At 68.4% G+C, this 21,208-nt stretch carries 9 protein-coding genes; 7 read left to right on the top strand and 2 right to left on the bottom strand.

Going from position 1 to position 21,208, the window contains the following annotated elements; genetic code table 11:
• The first annotated feature begins 5 nt into the window (after window positions 1-5).
• The 3 genes from I5803_RS00750 to I5803_RS00740 are packed head-to-tail and all read left to right on the top strand — an operon-like array spanning window position 6 to window position 2,727.
• A complete protein-coding gene (locus I5803_RS00750) occupies window positions 6-683 on the top strand; it encodes a class I SAM-dependent methyltransferase (RefSeq protein WP_196984518.1) in 678 nt (225 codons plus the stop codon).
• A 17-nt stretch (window positions 684-700) separates the two neighbouring features.
• Complete coding sequence (locus I5803_RS00745; RefSeq protein ID WP_196984517.1) at window positions 701-1,660, top strand: hypothetical protein; 960 nt, start codon at window positions 701-703, stop codon at window positions 1,658-1,660.
• Between the two features lie 5 nt (window positions 1,661-1,665).
• Entirely contained in the window at window positions 1,666-2,727 is a 1,062-nt protein-coding gene (locus I5803_RS00740; RefSeq protein WP_196984516.1) for an ATP-grasp domain-containing protein, read from the top strand.
• A 16-nt stretch (window positions 2,728-2,743) separates the two neighbouring features.
• Here I5803_RS00740 and alaS read toward each other — a convergent pair whose 3' ends face one another.
• Window positions 2,744-5,368, bottom strand: coding sequence for an alanine--tRNA ligase (gene alaS, locus I5803_RS00735; RefSeq protein WP_196984515.1), 2,625 nt, complete (start codon window positions 5,366-5,368; stop codon window positions 2,744-2,746).
• Between the two features lie 83 nt (window positions 5,369-5,451).
• Between alaS and I5803_RS00730 the strand changes: the two genes are divergently transcribed.
• From I5803_RS00730 to I5803_RS00715, 4 genes are all read left to right on the top strand, one after another.
• Window positions 5,452-6,432, top strand: a complete 981-nt coding sequence (locus tag I5803_RS00730; protein ID WP_196984514.1) for a hypothetical protein — start codon at window positions 5,452-5,454, stop codon at window positions 6,430-6,432.
• Between the two features lie 37 nt (window positions 6,433-6,469).
• A complete protein-coding gene (locus tag I5803_RS00725) occupies window positions 6,470-8,626 on the top strand; it encodes a DUF3482 domain-containing protein (protein ID WP_196984513.1) in 2,157 nt (718 codons plus the stop codon).
• A 180-nt stretch (window positions 8,627-8,806) separates the two neighbouring features.
• Complete coding sequence (locus tag I5803_RS00720) at window positions 8,807-10,852, top strand: TIGR03032 family protein (protein WP_196984512.1); 2,046 nt, start codon at window positions 8,807-8,809, stop codon at window positions 10,850-10,852.
• A 22-nt stretch (window positions 10,853-10,874) separates the two neighbouring features.
• Window positions 10,875-17,585, top strand: coding sequence for an FG-GAP-like repeat-containing protein (locus I5803_RS00715; RefSeq protein WP_196984511.1), 6,711 nt, complete (start codon window positions 10,875-10,877; stop codon window positions 17,583-17,585).
• Window positions 17,586-17,599: 14 nt separating this feature from the next.
• On the opposite strand, the gene I5803_RS00710 is transcribed toward I5803_RS00715, so the two are convergent.
• Window positions 17,600-21,079 carry a hypothetical protein gene (locus I5803_RS00710; RefSeq protein WP_196984510.1) on the bottom strand — a complete coding sequence of 1,160 codons (3,480 nt, stop codon included), beginning with the start codon at window positions 21,077-21,079 and terminating at the stop codon, window positions 17,600-17,602.
• Window positions 21,080-21,208: the final 129 nt, after the last annotated feature.

Raw genomic sequence — 21,208 nt, 5'->3', positions numbered from 1 at the left:
CCCCGATGCGGCCCGAACCCTCCATCCCCCTGGATGCATGGATCGGGCAATTGCTGGCGGCCGAGGGACTTGCCGCCATGGGCCACGCCCAGCGCCCGGACCAGGCCGACCTGGGACTGGGGTGGCTCTATTACGGCCTTGCACGGCTGATCAAGCCGGAGCTCGCCGTCGTCATCGGTTCGTGGCGGGGGTTTGCTCCCATGGTGATCGCCCGCGCGCTGGCGGACAACGGCCAGGGGCGCGTGCTGTTCATCGACCCATCGCTGGTCGACGACTTCTGGCGTGACCCCGCCGCCGTCCGCGCGTACTTTGCACGCTTCGGCCTGCACAACATCGACCACCACCGCCTCACCACGCAGGAGTTCGTGGCGTCGCCACGCTACAGCGCGCTCGGGGAGGTCGGCCTGCTGTTCATCGATGGCTATCACTCCGAAGAGCAGGCGCGCTTCGACTACGAGTCGTTCCGGCCGTCGGTGCCCGCGCATGGCGTGGCCCTGTTCCACGACAGCATCCGGGTGCGCCCCTCGCGCATCTACGGCGACGACAAGGTGTACGAGCACCGCGTGCGGCACCTCATCGACGAATTGCGCGGCCGACAGGGGTTGCAGGTCGTCGACCTGCCGTACGGCGACGGGCTCACGATGGTTCGCACGGCCGGCATGCCCGAGGTGTTGCGGGCGTGAAGACGCGACATGCCGAAATGAACGCCCCGCTGTGGGCGATCACGAGCTACTTCAACCCGCTGGGTTCGCGGCGGCGGCTGGACAACTACCGTCACTTCAGGCGCCATCTGCGCGCGCCCTTGCTCGCCGTCGAACTGTCCTTCGGGGAAGGTCCGCACCTCGCGCGCGGGGACGCGGACATCCTCGTCCAGTGCCGCGACGGCGACCTGCTCTGGCAGAAGGAACGCCTGCTCAATCGCGCGCTGCAATCCCTGCCCGCCTCCTGCCGGTTCGTGGCGTGGGTCGATTGCGACGTCGTCTTCGAAGACCCGCATTGGCCCCTGCAAGCCGGGGACCTGCTCGAGCGCAACACGCTGGTCCAGTTGTTCCGGACGGTGCGGCATGCGTTGCCGGATGCGGACGTCGATGCCTTGCAGGCGGACCGGCGCGGCTGGGAGCAACCTTCGCTGGCCAGCTGCATGCCGGTCGCGAGCGACGCAGGCGCGCCGCTGAGCGCCTGCATGCGCCGCGAGTCCGGGACCCCGACGCCGGGGATGGCGTGGGCCGCCCGGCGCGCCTGGCTCGAGACGCACGGGCTCTACGACCGCTGCATCGTGGGCGGCGGCGATACGGCCTTCGCCGGCGCCGCGCTCGGCTGTCCCGAGGTGGTGATGGAGCTGCACCGGATGAACACGGCGCAGCGCACCGCTTACCGCGAGTGGGCCCGTGGCGTCCGCGCGGTATCGGCCGGGAGGCTGCCTCACCTGGAAGGCCGCCTGCATCACTTGTGGCACGGGAACATCGCCGACCGCCACGCATCCGCGCGGCACGCGGGGTTGGCGCCCCACGACTACGACCCTCGTCGGGATCTCGCGCCCGGACGTGACGGTGCGTGGCGCTGGGCAGGCGCCGGCACCGGGCTGCGCCGCTACGTGCAAGGCTATTTCGCCGCGCGCCGGGAAGACGGCGGCGAGGAGCGGGCTCCGGTTCGGGACTAGGAAGGATGGAAGCCGCATCGAACACGCCGGACGATGCGCGCCGCACCCGCATCCTGCTCATCGTCCATCCGACCCGCGAGCGGAACTTCTACGACGAAGTGGTGGACTGGATCCGCGTCAACCTGCCATCCAGCGCGGACACCTTCGACCTGCGCCTGCTCGGGGAGATCGAGCAGCCCGCCGCCGAACATGCCGCGGTGGTCCTCTGGCTGCAGGACCCGGTGCAGGCGTGGTCGATGTCCAGCTACCGTCTCGCCTTGGCGCTCACTGCCGCCTGCGACGCCCGGGGCGTGCCCGTGATCAACCGGGTGGACCAACTGTCCAACGCCGGCAAGTCCAGGGGCGCCTTGCTCATGCGGCGCGCCGGGCTCCAGACGGCGCGGGTGCAACGCATCGTGGACCCGGCTGAATTCCGCAAGCACTTCATGGGCCTGCGCTTCCCGCTCTTCGTGCGCGAGGACTGGGGCCACGGCAGCCGCATGCTGCCCGCGCGGCGTCCCGCCGAGGCGCGCACATTGCCGGTCGAGACCTTCAGGCGCCCCATCGCCGTGGAACTGCTGGATGTGGCGAGCCCGGACGACGGGCTCTTCCGGAAATACCGCTACGTGGTGGCCGGTTCGCGGGGCGTTCCCCATCACGTGCAGGTCTCGGACGACTGGGTGACGCGCGGGCGCAAGCGCGTGACGACGCCGCGGACGCGGCAGGACGAGCTCGACTACATCGGGGCGCCTTCGCCACACCACGGCCTCTTCCACCGCGCATGCGAAGCGCTGGGCCTGGACTTCGCCGCGTTCGACTATGGCCTGGATGCCGACGGGGCGCCCGTGGTGTGGGAAGCGAACCCGTTCCCGCTGGTGCGGTTCTCGCGAGCGGACCTCACCTATCGCAACGAAGCCATCCACCGGACCATGGCGATCATGGTGGCGATGTACTTCGAACGGGCTTCATTGCCGCTGCCGCCCGCGCTGGCCGGCTACCTCGCGGGTGACCCGGCCATCCTGCCCCACGTGCCGGCAGCGGGCCCGCGACCGGCGATGCAGGTTCCCCCGCAGCGACCGAGTCCCTGAGTTCGCGCAGACGGCCTCAGAGCCGCTCGGTCACCCAGCCCTGCACGGACTGCAACGCGCCGGGCAGCTTGCTCGCATCGGTGCCGCCGGCCATCGCCATGTCCGGCTTGCCGCCGCCCTTGCCGCCCACCTGCTGCGCGACGAAGTTCACGAGGTCGCCGGCCTTCACCTGGCCCATGCGGTCGGCGGTGACGCCGGCGGCGATCTGTACCTTGTTGCCATCCACGGCCGCGAGCACGATGGCGGCGGACTTCAGCTTGTCCTTCAGCTTGTCCATCGTGTCGCGCAGGGTCTTCGCGTCCGCGCCTTCAAGCCGCGCCGCCAGCACCTTCATGCCCTTCACGTCCACGGCCTGCGCCACGAGTTCGTCGCCTTGCGAGGAAGCGAGCTTGCCCTTGAGCTGCGCGACTTCCTTTTCCAGCGAGCGCACGTGGTCCAGCACCTGCGCGATGCGGCCCTGCAGCTCCGTCGGTGCGGCCTTCAGCGTGCCCGCGGCACTGGACACCGTGGACTCCAGTTCCTGCAGGTAGGCCAGCGCGTTGGCGCCCGTCACCGCCTCGATGCGCCGAATGCCCGCGGCGACGCCGCTTTCGCCGGTGACCTTGAACAAGCCGATGTCGCCGGTGCGCTGCACGTGGGTGCCGCCGCACAGCTCACGGCTGGAGCCGATGTCCAGTACGCGCACGGTGTCGCCGTACTTCTCGCCGAACAGCATCATGGCGCCGGTGGCCTTGGCGGCCTCGATTTCCATCACGCGCGCCTGCGTCTGCTGGTTCGCGAGGATCTCCTCGTTCACGCGCTTTTCGATCTCGCGGATCTCCGCGTCGGTAACGGGATGGTTGTGCACGAAGTCGAAGCGCGTCTTGTCCGCATCGACCAGCGAACCCTTCTGCTGCACATGCTCGCCGAGCACCTCGCGCAGCGCCTTGTGCATCAGGTGCGTGACGCTGTGGTTGCGCATGGTCGCCTGGCGGCGCGCGATGTCGACGCTCGCCTTCACCGCGTCGCCGACCTTCAACGTGCCCTGCGTCATGGTGCCGTGGTGGCCGAAGACGTCGGCCTTGATCTTCTGCGTGTCGTCCACGCCGAACTGCACGCCCTCGGCCGACAGCGTGCCGCTGTCGCCGACCTGGCCGCCCGCCTCCGAGTAGAACGGCGTGGCATCCAGCACGACGACACCGGGCTGGCCTTCTTCCAGTTGCTGGACCGACGCGCCCTCCTTGTACAGTGCCACGACGCGCGCGGGCGCTTCCAGCTTCTCGTAGCCGGTGAAGACGTTGCCCGCGCCGCTGTATTCCAGCGCGCGGTCCATCTTGAACTTGCCGGCCGCGCGGCCCGCCGCCTTCTGCTTGTCCATCGCGGCGTGGAACCCGGCTTCGTCCACCGTCACGTCGCGTTCGCGGCAGACGTCGGCCGACAGGTCGAGCGGAAAGCCGTAGGTGTCGTGCAGCTTGAAGGCGACGTCGCCCGGCAGGACCTTCTGGCCGCCGGCGAGCGCCGCGTCCAGGATCTGCATGCCGTTTTCCAGCGTCTCGAAGAAGCGTTCTTCCTCGGCCTTCAGCGTCTCGGTGATCTTCTTCTCGTCGGCGCGCAGCTTGGGATAGGCCTCGCCCATGAGCTTCACGAGGTCGGGTACGAGCTTGTGGAAGAACGGCGACTTCTTGCCGAGCTTGTAGCCATGGCGGATCGCGCGGCGGATGATGCGGCGCTGCACGTAGCCGCGGCCCTCGTTCGAGGGAATCACGCCGTCGCTCACGAGGAAAGCCGTCGCGCGGATGTGGTCGGCGATCACGCGCAGCGACTTGTTCTCCAGGTCCTTCTCGCCCGTCTCGCGCGAGGCCGCCTTGATGAGCGCGTCGAAGATGTCGATCTCGTAGTTGCTATGCACGTGCTGCAGGATCGCGGCGAGGCGCTCCAGGCCCATGCCCGTGTCCACGCAGGGCGCGGGCAGGTTCTTCACGCTGCCGTCCGGCTGCATGTCGAACTGCATGAACACGTGGTTCCAGATCTCGATGTAGCGGTCGCCGTCGGCGTCCGGCGAGCCCGGCGGGCCCCCGGGGATCTCCGGGCCGTGGTCGTAGAAGATCTCCGAGCAGGGGCCGCAGGGGCCGGTGTCGGCCATCATCCAGAAGTTGTCCGAGGCGTACTTCGCGCCCTTGTTGTCGCCGATGCGCACCACGCGTTCCGGCGGCAGCCCGATCTCCTTCGTCCAGATGTCGTACGCCTCGTCGTCGTCGATGTAGACCGTGGCCCAGAGCTTGTCCGCCGGCAGCTTGTACACCTGCGTGAGCAGCTCCCAGCCCCACTTGAGCGAATCGCGCTTGAAGTAGTCGCCGAAGCTCCAGTTGCCCAGCATCTCGAAGAAGGTGTGGTGGCGCGCCGTGTAGCCCACGTTCTCCAGGTCGTTGTGCTTGCCGCCCGCCCGAAGGCAGGCCTGCACCGACGCCGCGCGCACATACGGCCGCTTGTCGGTGCCCAGGAACACATCCTTGAACTGCACCATGCCCGAGTTGGTGAACATCAGCGTCGGGTCGTTGCCCGGCACGAGCGGGCTCGAGGCCACCACGGTGTGCCCCTTGGACGCGAAGAAGTCCAGGAAGGTCTTGCGGATGTCTGCGACGGTGAATTGGGGCTGGGTCATCAGGGTGCTTGGAGGAGGTACTTCGGGCGGAACCTTCAATTATAAGTTTCGGGTGAATAATCCGTGCTTTTGACGGTCTGCCCATGACGAGCCTCCTCACGCGGCGCGGGTTCCTGTTCGCCGCCGCCGCGCTCGCGGTGTCGCCGGCGCTCGCGGCCGAACCCGCCTACCGCGTCATCAACCTGATGCCCGACTACTGGGCCTTCTTCGACCAGGCGATGGCCCAGGGCCTGAACGACGCGGGCCAGGCGGCCCTCTTCGAGAAGATGGTGATCGCGCGCCATCCGGCGGTCTACACGCCCCGCGTGCTCTCGATCGACGAATCGAAGCCCTTCAGCGAACAGGTCGCCACGCGCTACGCACGCATCCGCGCCATGAATTCGGGGCAGACGGAACTCATGCGCCGGCTGTCGGATTCCATCGGCAAGGACATGAGGCGGTACGAGACGCGCTTTCGCGAAGTGTTTCCCGACCTCGCCTACGACGGCGACATCTACTTCCTGTACTCGCTCGGCGCCTTCGACGGGGTCGTGCGCCCCGTCAACGGCAAGCCGGCGCTGCTCTTCGGGATCGACATGATCGCCTTCGTCTACGGCACCGACGCGGATCCGCAGCCCTTCTTCCACCACGAGCTCTTCCACCTCTACCACCGGCAATCGCGCGGCATGGGCCGCGGCGCGGGCGGCAAGCTCGTCTCGCCGCTGTGGGCCGAGGGCCTGGCCGTGTACGTGGCGCGCACCCTGAACCCGCAGGCCGGCGAGGTCTCGATCTTCGGGCTGCCGCGCGGGATGCCGGAGCGCGCGCACGGCCTCGCGCCCCAGCTCGCGCGCGACATCCTCGGCCGGCTCGATTCGACCTCGCGCGTCGACTACGAACGCTTCTTCGTGGCGGGACGCACCCGCATTCCCGACGTGCCGGTACGCAGCGGCTATTTCATCGGCTACCTCGTGGCCGCGAAACTCGCGAAGAAATATCCGCTGCTGGAACTTGCGCACATGCGCCTGCCGGACTTGCGGCCGGAAATCGAAGCGGCGCTGCGGGAGATCGCGGCGGGTTCGCGCTGAGCCCCCGGGACCGCCCCCGCTGCGCATAATCGGCCGGATGCGCGAAGCAGTTTCCGACGACGCCACCCTCGACGAAGCGCTCGCGCGCCGGCTGGTGCTCATGCAGGCGATCGAGCAGGCCGACACGCAGGACAAACTGCTGAGCCACGCCGAGCGAAGCGCGATCGACCACGAGGCGCTCATCGCCTCGCATGGGCAGGTGCCCGAAGCGGGGCCGGTGGATGTGATCCGTTTCCTGGACGAGCGGTCCCGCCGCATGATCGACGCCGTGCGGCGCCGGGGTGAGCCTTCTGCGAGCGTCGCCGCACTCGACGCGCCCGGCGCCGGCCGCGATCTCGTGAGGGTGGGGCTGCCCCTCGCCGTCCTCGTGCTGGGCGTGTTGGCGGACCGCGTGAGCAGCGCGGACCGCGTGAACATGCTCTCGCCGCCGCTGCTGGCGGTGGTGGCGTGGAACCTCTGCATGTACCTGGTGCTGCTGGTGGGCACGTTCTGGCATCCGGAATGGGCGTGGCCGCAACGCGCGGAGGCGGTGTATCGCGGCGCCGCCGGGTTCTGGCGCAGGCGCGGCCGCTTCGGCACCGTGCGCGCCGAGGTGGCGACGCGCTTTCGCAGCTTGTGGTTCGGCGCCACGCGCGGCCTGCAGATGCAGCGCGGCAAGGAGGTGCTCCACACCTGCGCCGCGGCCTGGGGACTGGGGCTCGCGCTGTCCATCGCGATCGGCGGGCTGGTGCAGCGCTACGACGTCGGCTGGAGCAGCACCCTGCTCGATCCGGTGGACGTGTACCGCGTGCTTCGATTCTTCTTCTCGCCCGTCGTCGCGTTGTTTCCCGTGCAGGGCTTCACGCTGGCGGACGTCGAGCGGATGATGTTCGCCCCCGGGCGCGAGGCCCGGCAGGCGGACGCGCGCCACTGGGTCTTTCTCTACCTGGAGTTGCTCGCCGTGGTCGTGGTGCTGCCGCGGCTCGTGCTGGCCGCATGGGCGCACTGGCGCGCACGGGTGGGCGCGCGCAGGGTGCGCGTCGACCTCGGCTCCGACTATTTCGCGCAGGTCCTGGCGCGTGTCCGGCCGGTGCGCGTCACCCTGGGACTGGCCGGCCAGCACGAGGAGGACCTCCAGGCGCTGGTCCACCACTTCCGCATGGGCGGAATCGAGGGGAGCGCGTCGAAAGGCGTGTGGGCTTCCACCGCGCAGGGCGACGAAATCCGATGGGAAAGCGCCGGCCTGCTGGACGACCTGCGCCCCCCCGAGGGCGCGCGCGCCCGCTTCGACGTGCTGCTGGTCGCGGCCCGCGACACGCAGGCGGTGAAGGAGCGCGGACCCCTGCTGGCCGCCCTGCGCGTGCCTTATGTGATGGTGCCGGACGGGGCGATGCGTCGCGGATGGCGCGGCGAGAAGCAGCTGCTCGACGATATCGAGCGCGTCCTCCCGGACTACTACCGGGGCGCGAGATTCCTGCGCCTGAAGGAGGCGCGCGAGGCCATCGAGGCCGGGCGGCTCACGCGCGCGATGCGCGAACTCGCCCGGCTTCTGCGCAATAGCGCGATCGAACTGAGGACGATTCCCGAGAAGGGCTGGCGCGACTGGTTCGGCGCGATGGGCGGCAAGGGCAGCGAGGGCGAAACCGCGCTGCAGCAAGCGCTCTCGCGCCTGCTCGTGCTGCAGCACGACACGCTGGCGTCGCTTCTCGACATCCACGGCGCCGACGCGGCCGACGCGGCGCACCTGCAGGAGCAGCTGCGAGAGGAATTCAGGCTGGACGCGCCCGTGTCCGCGAAGGATGCCGCCATTGCGGCCGCCGGCGGCGGCGCGGCCGCCGGGCTGGGCATCGACGTGATGGCGGGGGGCATGACGCTGGGCGCCGCGGCGGCGCTGGGGGCCGCGCTCGGCGGCGGGACGGCCTTCGTCCACGCGATCCTGCGCAGCCGCGGCGCGAGGGACGAACTGCTGGTGGCGCTCGTCGAAACCGCCCTGCTGCTCTATCTCGTGGCGGTGAGGCGCGCGGCGATTCCCCCGGGCATAGCGATGCCGCCGATAGAACCGGCGTCCCGTGCCGAGGTCATCGCGCAAGTGGCGGGCAAGCGCGCGCAGGTGCTCAAGCTGCTCGGCGCGATGGGAGGCACCGACACCGCGCCTCCCGCGGCACTCGAGTCCCTGCTGAAGGACATGGCCGTGACGGCACGCGAGGGTGGATGAGCCGGGACGCGATACACGGCCTCACCGTCCGACGTCGGGGTGCATTGACGCGCCCGTGACCTGTAATAAGGCTTTGGAAATCGTAACGATTCATGTAGAGTCGCGCGATTCGGGTTGGCATTTCCTCCGCTGCCATGTGGGACCGAGGTGTTTTCGCGGTAACCAACAGGGGCGGCCCCCATGTCAACGGCAATCGGTTCGGACGGTCTGGGCGCGTGGCTGCGCGAAATGGGTGTTTCGCTGGCCTGCTCGACCTATCGCGCCAACCGCCTGATCTTCCTCGGCCGGGGCGAAAACGATTCGCTCAAGCTGCACGAACGCCTGTTCGACCGGCCCATGGGCCTGTGCGTCGACGACTCTCCCGGCGGCCATCGCCTCTGGATGGCCAGCCGCTTCCAGGTCTGGCGCTTCGACAACTTCCTCGCGCCCGGCCAACTGCACGAAGGCGGCGACCGGCTGTACGTGCCGGCCGCAAGCTTCACCACGGGCGACGTCAACGCGCATGAGCTCGTGCTGCAGGCCGATGGCAGCCCCCTTTTCGTCAACACCGCCTTCAGCTGCCTCGCCACCCTCCAGCCGGGCAGCAGCTTCGCGCCCGTGTGGCAGCCGCCTTTCGTCGACAAGCTCGCGGCGGAGGACCGCTGCCACCTGAACGGTGTCGCGGCCGTGGACGGCGTGCCGACATGGGCGACCGCCTGCGGCTCCGACAACCGCGTGGCCGGCTGGCGCGACGAGCGCACGGGGGGCGGCGTGGTGCTGCACATTCCGTCCAACCGGATCGCCGCGACGGGCCTGTCGATGCCGCATTCGCCCCGCTGGCACGAGGGCAAGCTCTGGCTGCTCAATTCGGGCACCGGCGAATTGGGCTGGATCGAAGGCGAACGCTTCGTGCCCCTGTGCTTCCTGCCGGGCTTCGCACGCGGGCTGGCCTTCGTGGGACGCACGGCTGTCGTCGGTCTCTCGAAGCTGCGCTCGCCGCAATTCACCGGCCTGCCGCTGGAGCAGCGGCTGCACGACGCCGGCGTGCCTGAAGGCAGCTGCGGCCTGCGCGTCATCGACCTGGACACTGGGGCCGTGCTGCATCAGCTCGACCTGCCGGAGCCCATCGACGAACTGTTCGACGTGGTGGCCCTGCCCGGTTGCCGCCAGCCTCGTGCCCTGGGCCTGCAGGCCGAAGACATCCGCTGCCTGGTGAAGCTGCCGGGGCAGGACCCGCTGGTAACGGTGCGCCCCAAGGCGCCCAGCGGCAACCCCCATCAAGCGAAGCCCCCGCCCGTGGCCGGCCTGCCCATGCCCGGTGCGGCGCTGCGCTACCAGCGGGTGCTGCAGCTTTCTCCGCAGAATCTCGCGCCCTACGCCGGCCTCACCTTTCCTTCGCTGGCGCCCGGCAGCCGCGGGCTCGCGGCGCTCAAGGGCGAGCTGATGGGCATCTCCGCGATGGCGGACGGCACGATGGTGGGTCTCGCGCTGGCGGAACGCCTGGGCGATCGTGGTGCGCGTCTCTGCTCCCTCATGGTGGAGCCGGGCTTTCGCCGGCAAGGCGTGGCGACGCGCCTGCTGCTGAACCTGCAGCGCCTGCTCGCCGAGAATGGCGCGCAGGAGGCGGTGGTGCACTACGCGGGCAACGCCGGGCTGGCCGCTTCGTTCGAGCCCCTGCTCGCGCGCCTGGGCTGGTCGGCGCCGCAAACCGGATTCGTGCTGGTCCAGGGCAGCGCCGCACGGCTGGCCCGCACCGGCTGGGAAACACGTTATGCGCTCCAGCCTCCCTACGAGTGCTTCCCCTGGGTCGAAGCGACCGCGGGCGACCTGGCCGCCGCGAAGGGCCTGGCAGCGCCCCGCGACCTGCTGCCCCCCGCCACCTTCGAGGGCGTGGAGCCCTCCGCCAGCCTGGGCCTGCGCCACGAGGGCGCGCTGGCCGGCTGGCTCATCGCCCATCGGGTCGATGCGGGTACCGTGCGCTATTCCAGCCTGTACGTCGCACCCTCGCACCGTGGGCGCGGCCGCGGGCTGGCGTTGCTCGCCGAAGCCTTCATCCGCCAGGAGCGCGCCGGGATCCCGCTCGCCAAGGCGGCGGTCCAGGTCGGCAACGACGAATTCATGCGGGTGCTGCACAAGCACCTGAATCCCTACCTGGACAGCGCAGGCGAGTCGAGATCGGCTCGCATCGCGCTGGTCCGCCAGGAACCCACCCCGGAAATGCGTACGGCCGCCACGGTCCAGAAGTAGTAACGATCAGGAGCACATCGCCATGTCAGCAGCCCCAGACACCACCGCCCCCCACGGAACACTCGTTTTCGCGGCCCCCCTGACCAACCCCTTCGGCATCAGCGACACGGGACAGATCGCGAGCATCGCCTTCGCGGACATCGACCACGACGGCGACCTGGACGCCTACAGCGGCCGGTACTACCAGGGCAAGGTCCTGCTGTACCTCAACAACGGCACGGCGACCAGCCCGGCCTTCGGCCCCGAGATCATCGATCCCTACGGCCTGGGCCTGGCGTCATCGAACGCCAATGCCTATAGCAGCCCGGCCCTGGTGGACATCGACAACGACGGCGATCTCGATGCGTTCCTCGGCCTTGCGTTCGACAACATCCTGTACTTCCAGAACACGGGCACGGCGTCCGCGCCCGTGTTTCCCTTCGACGCCCCGGTGAGCAATCCCTTCGGCCTCGCCTACGTGGGTGACTACGCCACGCCGACCTTCGCCGACATCGACGGCGACGGCGACATGGATGCCTTCTTCGGCACCGGCGACGGCAACACGAAGATGTTCCTCAACACGGGAACCGCCGGCAGTCCCTCCTTCTCGGCGGCCCAGAACAATCCCTACGGGCTGGTCAACGTCGGGGGCGGTGGAAAGTCCAATCCCGCCTTCGCGGACTTCGACCACGACGGCGACCTGGACGCCTTCATCGGGCGCAGCGATGGCAACACGCAGGTGTTCGTCAACACCGGCACCGCCACGGCCCCGGTTTTCGCCGCGCCCGTGACGAACGGCTCCGGCCTGTCCGGCGTGGGCCAGCAGGCCAGCCCGAGCTTCGCGGACATCGACGGCGACGGCGACCTGGATGCCTTCATCGGCAATTTCAGCGGCGACACGGAGGTGTTTCTCAACACCGGCACCTTCGTCGCCCCCGTCACCACACCGACGGCCAACGGCACCTACCACGCAGGCAGCGTCATCACGCTGAGCATCGCCTTCTCCGAAACCGTGATCGTCAACGTCGCAGGCGGCACGCCCACGCTCGCGCTGGAGACCGGCACCATCGACCGCGTCGCCACCTACAGCAGCGGCTCCGGCACCGGGACGCTCAACTTCACCTACACGGTGATGCCCGGCGACAAGGCGGCGGACCTGGACTTCAGCAGCGCATCCGCACTGACGCTCAACGGCGGCACCATCAGGGACGGCGCCGGCAACAACGCCATCCTGACCCTGGCCGCGCCGGGTGCCTACGGCTCGCTCGGCGCCAACGCGGCGCTCGTGATCGACACGTCGGCGACGGCAACGGTCGCGACGGCCGCCCTGTCCAATACCGGATCGGTGAATGTGCAGAGCACCGACACCGGCACCGCCTACCTGGTCAAGACGTCCGTTCACGTGACCGACCTCGCGAGCATCACGGGCGCGGCCGATGGCGACTGGAACCAGGTGCCCATCGCCACCGCCAACAGCAACACGGCGCTGACGCTGGCGGGCCTGGCCGACGGCAGCTACAAGCTGTATGCGGTCAATTCGTTCGGCGACCTGTCGGCGCCGTCCTCCGGGACGGTGACCATCGACGGCACCGGGCCCCAGGGCCCCTTGCTGTTCGCCTCGCCGATCATCAATAACTACGGCTTGGGCGGGACGGGCAATGCGGTCAAGCTCACGTTCGTCGACATCGACCACGACGGGGACCTGGACGCGTTTGCGGGCAAGTACCCGGGCTACACCCAGTTCTATCTGAACGAAGGCACGGCCTCCGCCCCGTCCTTTCTCGCGACCAGCTTCAATCCTTTCGGCCTGACGACGACGGACTACCAGTCTGGCCCCAGCTTTGCGGACATCGACAACGATGGCGACCTGGACGCTTTCATCGGCGGCAGATACGGCGATACCCAATACTTCCTCAATTCCGGCACCGCCTCCGCCCCGGCGTTCGACGCGCCCACCGCCAACCCATTCGGCCTGGCGAATGTGGGCTATTACGCATCCCCGGCGTTCGCGGACATCGACGGCGATGGTGACCTCGATGCTTTCGTCGGCGACGGGGCAGGCGATACGCTGTTTTTCGAGAACACCGGCACCGCCAGTGCCCCTGTCTTCGCCGCACCTTCAACCAATCCGTTCGGCCTGGAAGATGTCGGCAGCTACGCCGCCCCGACCTTCGGGGACTTCGACGGCGACGGCGACCTCGATGCCCTGGTCGGCTACGGCGGCGGCGCCACGGAACTGTTCGTCAACACCGGCACGGCCAGCCACGCTGTGTTTGCCGCGCCGATCACCAACGCATACGGCCTGGGCAGCGTGGGCTACAACGCCTCTCCCGCGTTTGCGGACCTCGACGGCGACGGCGACCTGGACGTCTACGTCGGTTCCTTCAACGGCAACATCACGGAATTCCGCAGCACCGGCGGCTCGATCCTCCCGGTCGCCAGCAACACGCCCGACGGCAGCTACCGCGCCGGCAGCGTCATCTCGATCACGGTGACTTTTTCCGAGAACGTGATCGTCGACACCACCGGGGGCGCGCCGAGGCTGGAACTGGAGACCGGCGCCACGGATCGATTCGCCACCTACAGCGGCGGCTCGGGCACGAGCACGCTGACCTTCACCTACACCGTGCAGGCGGGCGACGCCTCGGGCGACCTGGACGTCACCAGCAGCACCGCGTTCCAGCTGAACGGCGCGACCATCCAGGACGCCGCCGGGAACAACGCGCTTCTCACGCTGGCCGAACCGGGCACCGACTTTTCGCTGGGCCACGAGGCATCGCTGGTGATCGACAACGTGGCCCCCGGCGCCACGCTGGAAGCGGGGACCTTGTCCGGCAACGACTACGCGCATGTGCAAAGCACGGAAGTCGGCACGGCCTACCTCGTCGCCAGCTCCGTCGTCGTGACCGACCTGGCCAGCATCACCAGCGCCGCCGACGCGGACTGGAACGAGACCTCCATCTACGCCGCGAACTACGACCTCTACCTCTCAACCAGCGGCCTCGGCGAAGGCAGCTACAAGCTCTATGCCACGGACGCCGCCGGCAACCTCTCGGCCGCTTCCGCGGCATCCGTCACCATCGACAACACGGGACCGGCCGCCACGCTGACCAGCGCGAGCATCAACAATTCCGCCTCGGTCACCGTCCAGAGCACCGATACCGGCACGGCCTACCTGGTGAGCGCGGACATCGCCGTGTCCGACCTGTCCAGCATCCTGGGCGCCGACGGTGCGAAGTGGAATGCGGTGGCCATCACCGCCGCGAACACGGACACCCACCTCGCCGCGACCGGCCTGGTGGACGGCACCTACCTGCTCTACACCGCCGACGCGGCGGGCAACCTGTCGGCCGTCGCCTCCGGTTCGGTCACGCTCGACAGCACGGCGCCGACGGCGGGCGTGCCGCGCGTGCCGGGGTTCTCCAGCCCGGTCGACAATGCCTTCGGCCTCGGCGACGTGCCATCCCTTGCCAGCCCGACGTTCGCGGACATCGACCATGACGGCGACCTCGACGCCTTCGTCAGCGACTTCTATGGCAACACGCACTTCTTCCTGAACGACGGCAGCACCACCAGCCCCCACTTCGCCGCGGACTGGACCAATCCCTTCGGCCTGACCGGCGTCGGCAACTACGGCTCGACGCCCAGCTTCGCGGACATCGACGGCGACGGCGACCTCGATGCCTTCGTCGGCGAAGCCTACGGCAACACGGTTTTCTTTCTCAATTCGGGCACCGCAGGCGCGCCGAATTTCGAGCCTGGTGTGGGAAATCCCTTCGGCCTGCAAGGCGTCTTCTACAACACCAGCGAAACATTTGCCGACATCGACAACGATGGCGACCTGGATGCCTTTCTCGGCGCCTACGGCGGCGGGATCAGCTTCTTCCTCAACCAGGGGACGACGTCGTTGCCGTCATTCCAGTATGTGGGGAACAACCCCTTCGGCATCAGCCTGGGCGCATACTACGAGGCGCCGACCTTCGCGGACATCGACGGTGACGGGGATCTCGACCTGTTCATCGGCATCGGGTACGGCGACACCTACCTGCTGCTCAACACCGGCACCGCGACCGACGCCGCGTTCGCGGCGCCCGTGTCGAGTCCCTACGGCCTCACCGGCGTCGGCTCGCATGCCAAGCCGGTCATCGTGGACATCAACGGCGACGGGCAGCTCGATGCCTTCGTCGGTGCGCAGAACGGGCACACGTATTTCTTCCTCAATGCCAGCACCTTCACCGCGCCGCTGGTTTCCGTGAGCGCCGACGGCGCTTACACGGCCGGCGACGTCATCACGCTGTCGGTCAATTTCTCGGAAAACGTGACTGTCGACATCTCCCACGGCGTGCCCACGCTGCGGCTGGAGACGGGCGCGATCGACCGCACCGCGGTCTACGTGAGCGGCTCCGGCACGAATACGCTGACCTTCGCCTACACGGTCGCGGCCAGCGACGACACCAACGACCTGGACGTGACCGGTACCTCGGCACTGGCGCTCAACGGCGCCACGATCCGGGACGCCGCGGGCAACAACGCGGTCCTCACGCTGCTCGCGCCCGGCGCCGACGGGTCGCTGGGCGACACCGCTTCGATCGTGGTGCACACGGCGCCGACCGCGACGCTGACGCCTGCCACGCTGTCCGCCACCGGCTTCGCGAATGTGCGCAGCACCGAGAAGGGCACCGCCTACCTCGTGAAGACGACCGTGGCCGTGACGGACCTGGCCAGCATCACGAGTGCCAACGGTTCCAGCTGGAACAAGGTCGCGATCGGCGCCGCCAATGCCGATACCCCGCTCGCCACCACGGGCCTCACCGCCGGCGAGTACAAGCTGTACACCGTCGACGGGGGCGGCAACCTGTCGTCGGCCTCCATCGATTCGGTCGTGATCGACAACCATGCACCGACCGCCACGCTGACCACCGCGACCCTGGGCGGCAGCGGCTCGGCCACGGCCAGGAGCAACGAGCCGGGCACCGCCTACCTGGTCGACAGCTCGGTGGTGGTCACCAACCTGGCCAGCATCACCGGCGCAGCCGACGCGAGCTGGAACTCGGTCGCCATCACCGCGGCCAACACCGGCACGGCGCTGCCCGTGGCGGGACTGGCCGACGGCAGCTACAAGCTCTACACCACCGATGCCGCGGGCAACCTGTCGGCCGCGTCGGCGGGGTCCGTCACCGTCGACGGCACCGAACCCACGGCGACACTGACGCCGGCTTCCATTGCGAGTACCGGGTCGGTCACCGTTCGCAGCACTGAACCCGGAACGGCCTACCTGGTCAAGACGTCCGTGGCCGTCACCAGCGTGGCCAGCATCACCGCGTCGCCCAATTCCAGCTGGAACAAGGTCGCCATCACCACGGCCGACAGCGATACGGTGTTGTCGGCCAGCGGTCTCGCCGACGGCAGCTACCAGCTCTTCACCGCGGATGCCGCCGGCAACCTGTCCGCGTCCTCGACGGACTTCGTCGTGATCGACAACCGTGCACCGTTGGCCATCCTGACTGCGGCCACGGTGTCCTCGAACGGCTCGGCGGCCGTGAGAAGCACCGAGGTCGGTAACGCGTATCTGGTGAACACCTCGGTCGCTGTCACCAGCCTCGCGAGCATCACGGCGGCTGCGGATTCGAACTGGAACACAGTCCCCATCACGGCAACCAACACCGGCACCGCGCTGTCCGCCGCCGGGCTCGTCGAAGGCACCTACAAACTCTATACGGCGGACGCCGCCGGCAACCTGTCCGCCGCTTCCGCGAACTCGGTGACCGTCGACAACACCGGGCCCACCGCCGTGCTGCTTGCAGCAACCATTGCGAACACGGGTTCCGTGACCGTGAAGAGCTCGGAAGCCGGCAGCGCTTATCTCGTCAACACCTCGGTGGTGGTCACCAGCCTGGCCAGCATCACCGGTGCCGCGAATGCCAGCTGGAACAAGGTGGCCATCGCCTCGGCCGACACCGACACGGCCCTCTCGGCCGCGGGCCTGGCCGGCGGAACCTACAAGCTCTACACCACGGACGTCGCCGGCAACCTGTCGGCCGCCTCCACGGGCTCCGTCGTCATCGACAGCACAGCCCCCGCTGCCACGCTCGCCTCCGCCGCGCTGGACAACACCGGATCGGCCGTCGTCAGGAGCAGCGAAACGGGTAACGCGTACCTGGTCGATGCGTCCGTGACGGTCACGAGCCTGGCCAGCATCACCGGCGCCGCCGATGCCAGCTGGAACACCACCCCGATCGCCTCGGCGGGGACGGACACCAGCCTGTCGCTGGCAGGTCTCGCGGACGGCAGCTACAAGCTCTACACCACCGATGCGGCAGGCAACCTCTCGCGCGCCTCCGGCGGCACCGTGGTCATCAACAACACGCCGGGTCTGAACCTCACGGGTACCACGGGCGCCGAGACCTTGACCGGAGGTGCCGGACCCGACTCCCTTGCGGGCCTGGGCGGCAACGACACGCTCGTGGGCCTGGGCGGCAACGACAGGCTCAACGGCGGCGGCGGCGCGGACACTTTCGTGTTCGGTTCGGCGAGCGGCAACGACACCGTGGTCGACTTCGCCGTGGCCCAGGGCGACCGCATCCAGGTCGCGGCGGACATCAACGGCCTCTCCCTCGCGAGCGGCGCCGACGTGTTGGCGCTCGCGACGGATACGTCCACCGGCGCGGTCGTCCAATTGGGCGCGGGCTACACAATCAAGCTCGTCGGCGTGTCGGTGAGCGAGCTGCATGCCACCGACTTCATCGTCGTGTGACATGGGGCCGGGAGCTACGGCGTCCCGGCCCCGGCATCGTGCATCCACGGCCGGACGTACCCGAACCGTTCACAGAGTCCATCCAGCGCCTCGACCAGGGCGGGTGACATCGAAAGCCAGTCGCCGCGGCCCGGTTTGGGTTTGGGCTGGCTGAAGCGTCGCGTGTTCTGGGTGGCGTTGTACCCGACGACACCCGCGGTTTGCCGCGTTGCCCCGGAAGTGTCTCGCGCATACCAGCCGGACAGGTAGCGGGGAACCGCCTCGGCGGCGTCTTCCACCCGGATGACGGCTTCGGGCTGCAGGTCCAGTGCCATGCGGTGCCAGTGGACGTAAGACGCCGTGGCGCGCTCCAGCGGCCTGTCGTACCGCGCAATGTCCTCCCCTGTCGCGCGAAGGATGTGCTGGCGACGGAATGCGAAAGAGCGCGCAATGCCGTTTTCCAGGACGATGGACGGGATCGCGTCGCGCGGATCGCGAACATGGAGCAGCGTGTGCTCGAAATCGATGCCATCGAGCGTACTCTCACCGAACGGATACTGGAGGTCGGCGACGACACTCATCCAGCTGGAGATGCCATCCTTGAGCAGCACTTCATGCCCGATCTCCAGCCCGTGTTCCGAGAACAGCGTGGCCATGAAGCCGGACGCACAGCGAGGATGGCCGACGATTCGCAACAGTCGCTGGTGTCGCGGCACACTGGCCGCCGCGTGCGCATCCTCTTCGGTGGCCATGTTGTACCGTCCGTCGAGCGTGGAGCGCACCGCGCCGGGGATGCCCAGGATCCGCTCGCGCGTATCGGTCCGGGGAAGATCGTGGCCGGTGACGAATGTGCTGGAAATCGCGACATCCGCTTCCTGGTCCAGGCGATAGTCCCGCGTGGCGAATCCCATCCAGTAGTCCGCGAGGCTGCCGATGTCGATCGCGATGCCACCCCGCCGGCAAACCAGGTCGCAGTACAACTTCCCGAGGAAGCCTGCGGCGACCAGGTAAACCTCGCCTTCGAGCGGGGAGATCGCCGCGCAGATGTCGTCATGCAGGTCCAGCAGCGTTTCCGGCCGGGAATCCCCCGGAGCCCGGGTCTTGAACAGGCCCGCCCACCGTTGCTCGGGCGGAATCAGGATTCGCTGGCGCGTCGCGACGCCGCGCGCCTTGCGCAGGTACTCCGACATGTCGTGGCACGAGATCCACGAGACGCTGCGCACCGCGCCGAAAATCTCGCCCCACAGGTTCCAGATATGCAGGTCATGATGGAAGTGCGCTGAAGTTGCCACCGGTATACGTTCGGCCGATCCGGCAAGATACGCCAGGCTGTTGAAGATCCCCCTGTGTTGCGGGATCAGTTCACCCTTCGTTGGCGTGTCGCGCACGTACCGCCATGGCGGGACGACGCCGATGATGTCGCACCGGCGCAGCGCCAGCCGGAAATCCTCCTCGATGCGTTCGGCCCGCCGATGCGTGAGCCGGCCCGCTCCCCACCAGATGTTCTGGATGAAGGCGCGATCCTCGTCCACCCTGTCGGCCACGAACGGATGCGCCGGCAGCATGTGTCCTTCGCCATCGCCGATCCGCAGGGCGGATGTGGGTTGCCGCAACCGGATGCGCTCGATCAACACACGCGCCAGCGCGACGCAGTCGGCAAAGGAGTCGGCGGTCTGCATGAGTGCGACGTCGGCGCCCGCCTCGATGCGGCGTCCGAAGCCGATGCAATCTTCCATCCAGCGCCGGCCGACCGGCGTCAACTCCCTCGCCGCATCCCCGGACACGCAACGCGCCAGCGACGCGGCGATCTGCGCGGCGGAGACACGACGGGACTCCTGGAAGGCAGAGAACGGAACGGGGGTCGTCACCGACGAGTCCCACAGCTGCCGGTCGCGCGAATAGCTCATGATGAACTGCAGGCGCGACGCATTGAGCGCGGAGCTGCGCGCCACGGTGGTCTCGATGGCGCCCGCGATCTGCCCGGGTTCGAACGTGAGCCGTCTCATCGAGACGAAGAACCGTTCCTGGAGGTTGGCGTTCGGCGAACTCAGCGCATGCTCGAGCAGCTCGGGCAGCTGGCCGACATCCCACGCGTTGGCACTGCCTCCCGCCATGATGTCGAGTGCGACGGTCGGCGGCATGCAGGCCTTCAATTGCGCGCGCGCGCTTGCCAGGGCCACCTGGTCGTCCATCAGGCCGAGCGCGGTCAGGAGCTTGGTCCACAAGCCCGGTATCGATGGAAACCGCGAAACCGCGGCCTGGAGAAACGCCTCGCAGCGCCTGTACTCGCCCTGCGCCAGCAGGATGCCCGCAATGTCGTTGCTGCCTGCGGGAGACAGCACTTCGGCTTCGAGCGCCTGCATGGACGGACGGATGGCGCCGGCGTTCAACAGGCAGGCGAAGTGCGCCCTCAGGATCTGGGGCCCCGCTTTGAGGTACAGGGCTCGGTGCGAGGCGCTGGCGGCCCACCCGACCAGCCTTTCGAGCAACGTATTGAGGACGTCGCTGCGCCGGCTGTCGCACGCCTGGCGTGCCAGTTCCTTCGCGTACTCCGCTTCGTCCAGGTGGGCCTCTAGGGCCAATGTGGCCTCGAACGCCGCATCGTGCTCGCCTTTGGCGCGATGAAGGGCGATGCGGGCCCGTCCAAGCGCCACCGGATCGGGGCACCGACCGCGGCCCTCCGCCGACGCGAGGAAGGCGTCACCGGCCTCGATGTCGCGAAGCGTCACGAAGCCCGCGATCACCGGAAGCAACATGGCGGCTTCACCGTCGTTCCACAAGCCCATGCGAAGCGTCATAGCTTCGGCATGGTTCCCCAACTGCGCAAGGGCATTGGCCACCTGGATGCGGGGCTGCACTTCCGCCGGGTTGGCATCCGCAACGCCGCGTGCCAGGTCCAGGCCTTCCCGCGAAAGACCCAGCGACAGCCGGGCGCGAATCCCGAGCATCGCCAGTCCGAGGGGAAGCCGCGATGGCGCGTCGAGCCCGAGTTCGCGCACCAGGTTCTGCTCGAGCCGGAGCGCCGCGGCCCAGCCATGCACCAGGCAATGGAGCCTGAACATCAGAGCCCGGGAGGACTCCGGTTGCTGTTCGCATGCGTGGACCAGGCGGAAAGCGTCCGTCCAATCGCCTGCCCCTATCGCGCTCCTGGCCTTCGCTAGGCTGGCATCCGCTTCCCTGGTGCCTGAGCGCTGTCGCTCCAGGACGGCGAGCAATTCATCCAGCAGCCCTTGCTCGGCGGCGGCTCGCTCCCTCGATCCCGCGCGCTTCAGGTTGACGATGAGCGCCTTCCTCAAGCCGGGAACCTGTGGCTTGATCGCGATGGCCAGCTCCAGCTGCCGGACCGATTCGGCGTAATTCCCCATGGCAGCAAGCGTCTCGGCGGTCTTGCGATAGGCGGAAATGTCGCGTGGATGGTCGCGGAGATATTGCTCCTCCAGTGCCCGGGCCGCCCTGAATCGCCCGGCGTCGACCAGCGTTGCGCGCCGTTTCTCGAAATCATCGGCAGATAGCATTTGCGGCTTCCAGATGGTGCACGTAGGGGACGCGGCGCAGGCGGTCGGTCGGCCGCGCCATCGCGAAGCCGTCCATTTATAGCTGATCCGCTTTGCAAGGAAGCGTGGGCGCAACCGGTTAAAATCCGG

The sequence above is a fragment of the Caenimonas aquaedulcis genome (assembly GCF_015831345.1).
GTDB classification, from domain to species: Bacteria; Pseudomonadota; Gammaproteobacteria; order Burkholderiales; family Burkholderiaceae_C; genus Ramlibacter; species Ramlibacter aquaedulcis.
This window is presented reverse-complemented; position numbering and strand designations above follow the sequence as displayed.

What these genes read in the sequence shown, in the direction of transcription:
- I5803_RS00750 (WP_196984518.1), top strand. Translation starts at nt 6, where the DNA reads ATGCGGCCCGAACCCTCCATCCCCCTGGATGCATGGATCGGGCAATTG.
- I5803_RS00745 (WP_196984517.1), top strand. Translation starts at nt 701, where the DNA reads ATGAACGCCCCGCTGTGGGCGATCACGAGCTACTTCAACCCGCTGGGT.
- I5803_RS00740 (WP_196984516.1), top strand. Translation starts at nt 1,666, where the DNA reads ATGGAAGCCGCATCGAACACGCCGGACGATGCGCGCCGCACCCGCATC.
- alaS (WP_196984515.1), bottom strand. Translation starts at nt 5,368, where the DNA reads ATGACCCAGCCCCAATTCACCGTCGCAGACATCCGCAAGACCTTCCTG.
- I5803_RS00730 (WP_196984514.1), top strand. Translation starts at nt 5,452, where the DNA reads ATGACGAGCCTCCTCACGCGGCGCGGGTTCCTGTTCGCCGCCGCCGCG.
- I5803_RS00725 (WP_196984513.1), top strand. Translation starts at nt 6,470, where the DNA reads ATGCGCGAAGCAGTTTCCGACGACGCCACCCTCGACGAAGCGCTCGCG.
- I5803_RS00720 (WP_196984512.1), top strand. Translation starts at nt 8,807, where the DNA reads ATGTCAACGGCAATCGGTTCGGACGGTCTGGGCGCGTGGCTGCGCGAA.
- I5803_RS00715 (WP_196984511.1), top strand. Translation starts at nt 10,875, where the DNA reads ATGTCAGCAGCCCCAGACACCACCGCCCCCCACGGAACACTCGTTTTC.
- I5803_RS00710 (WP_196984510.1), bottom strand. Translation starts at nt 21,079, where the DNA reads ATGCTATCTGCCGATGATTTCGAGAAACGGCGCGCAACGCTGGTCGAC.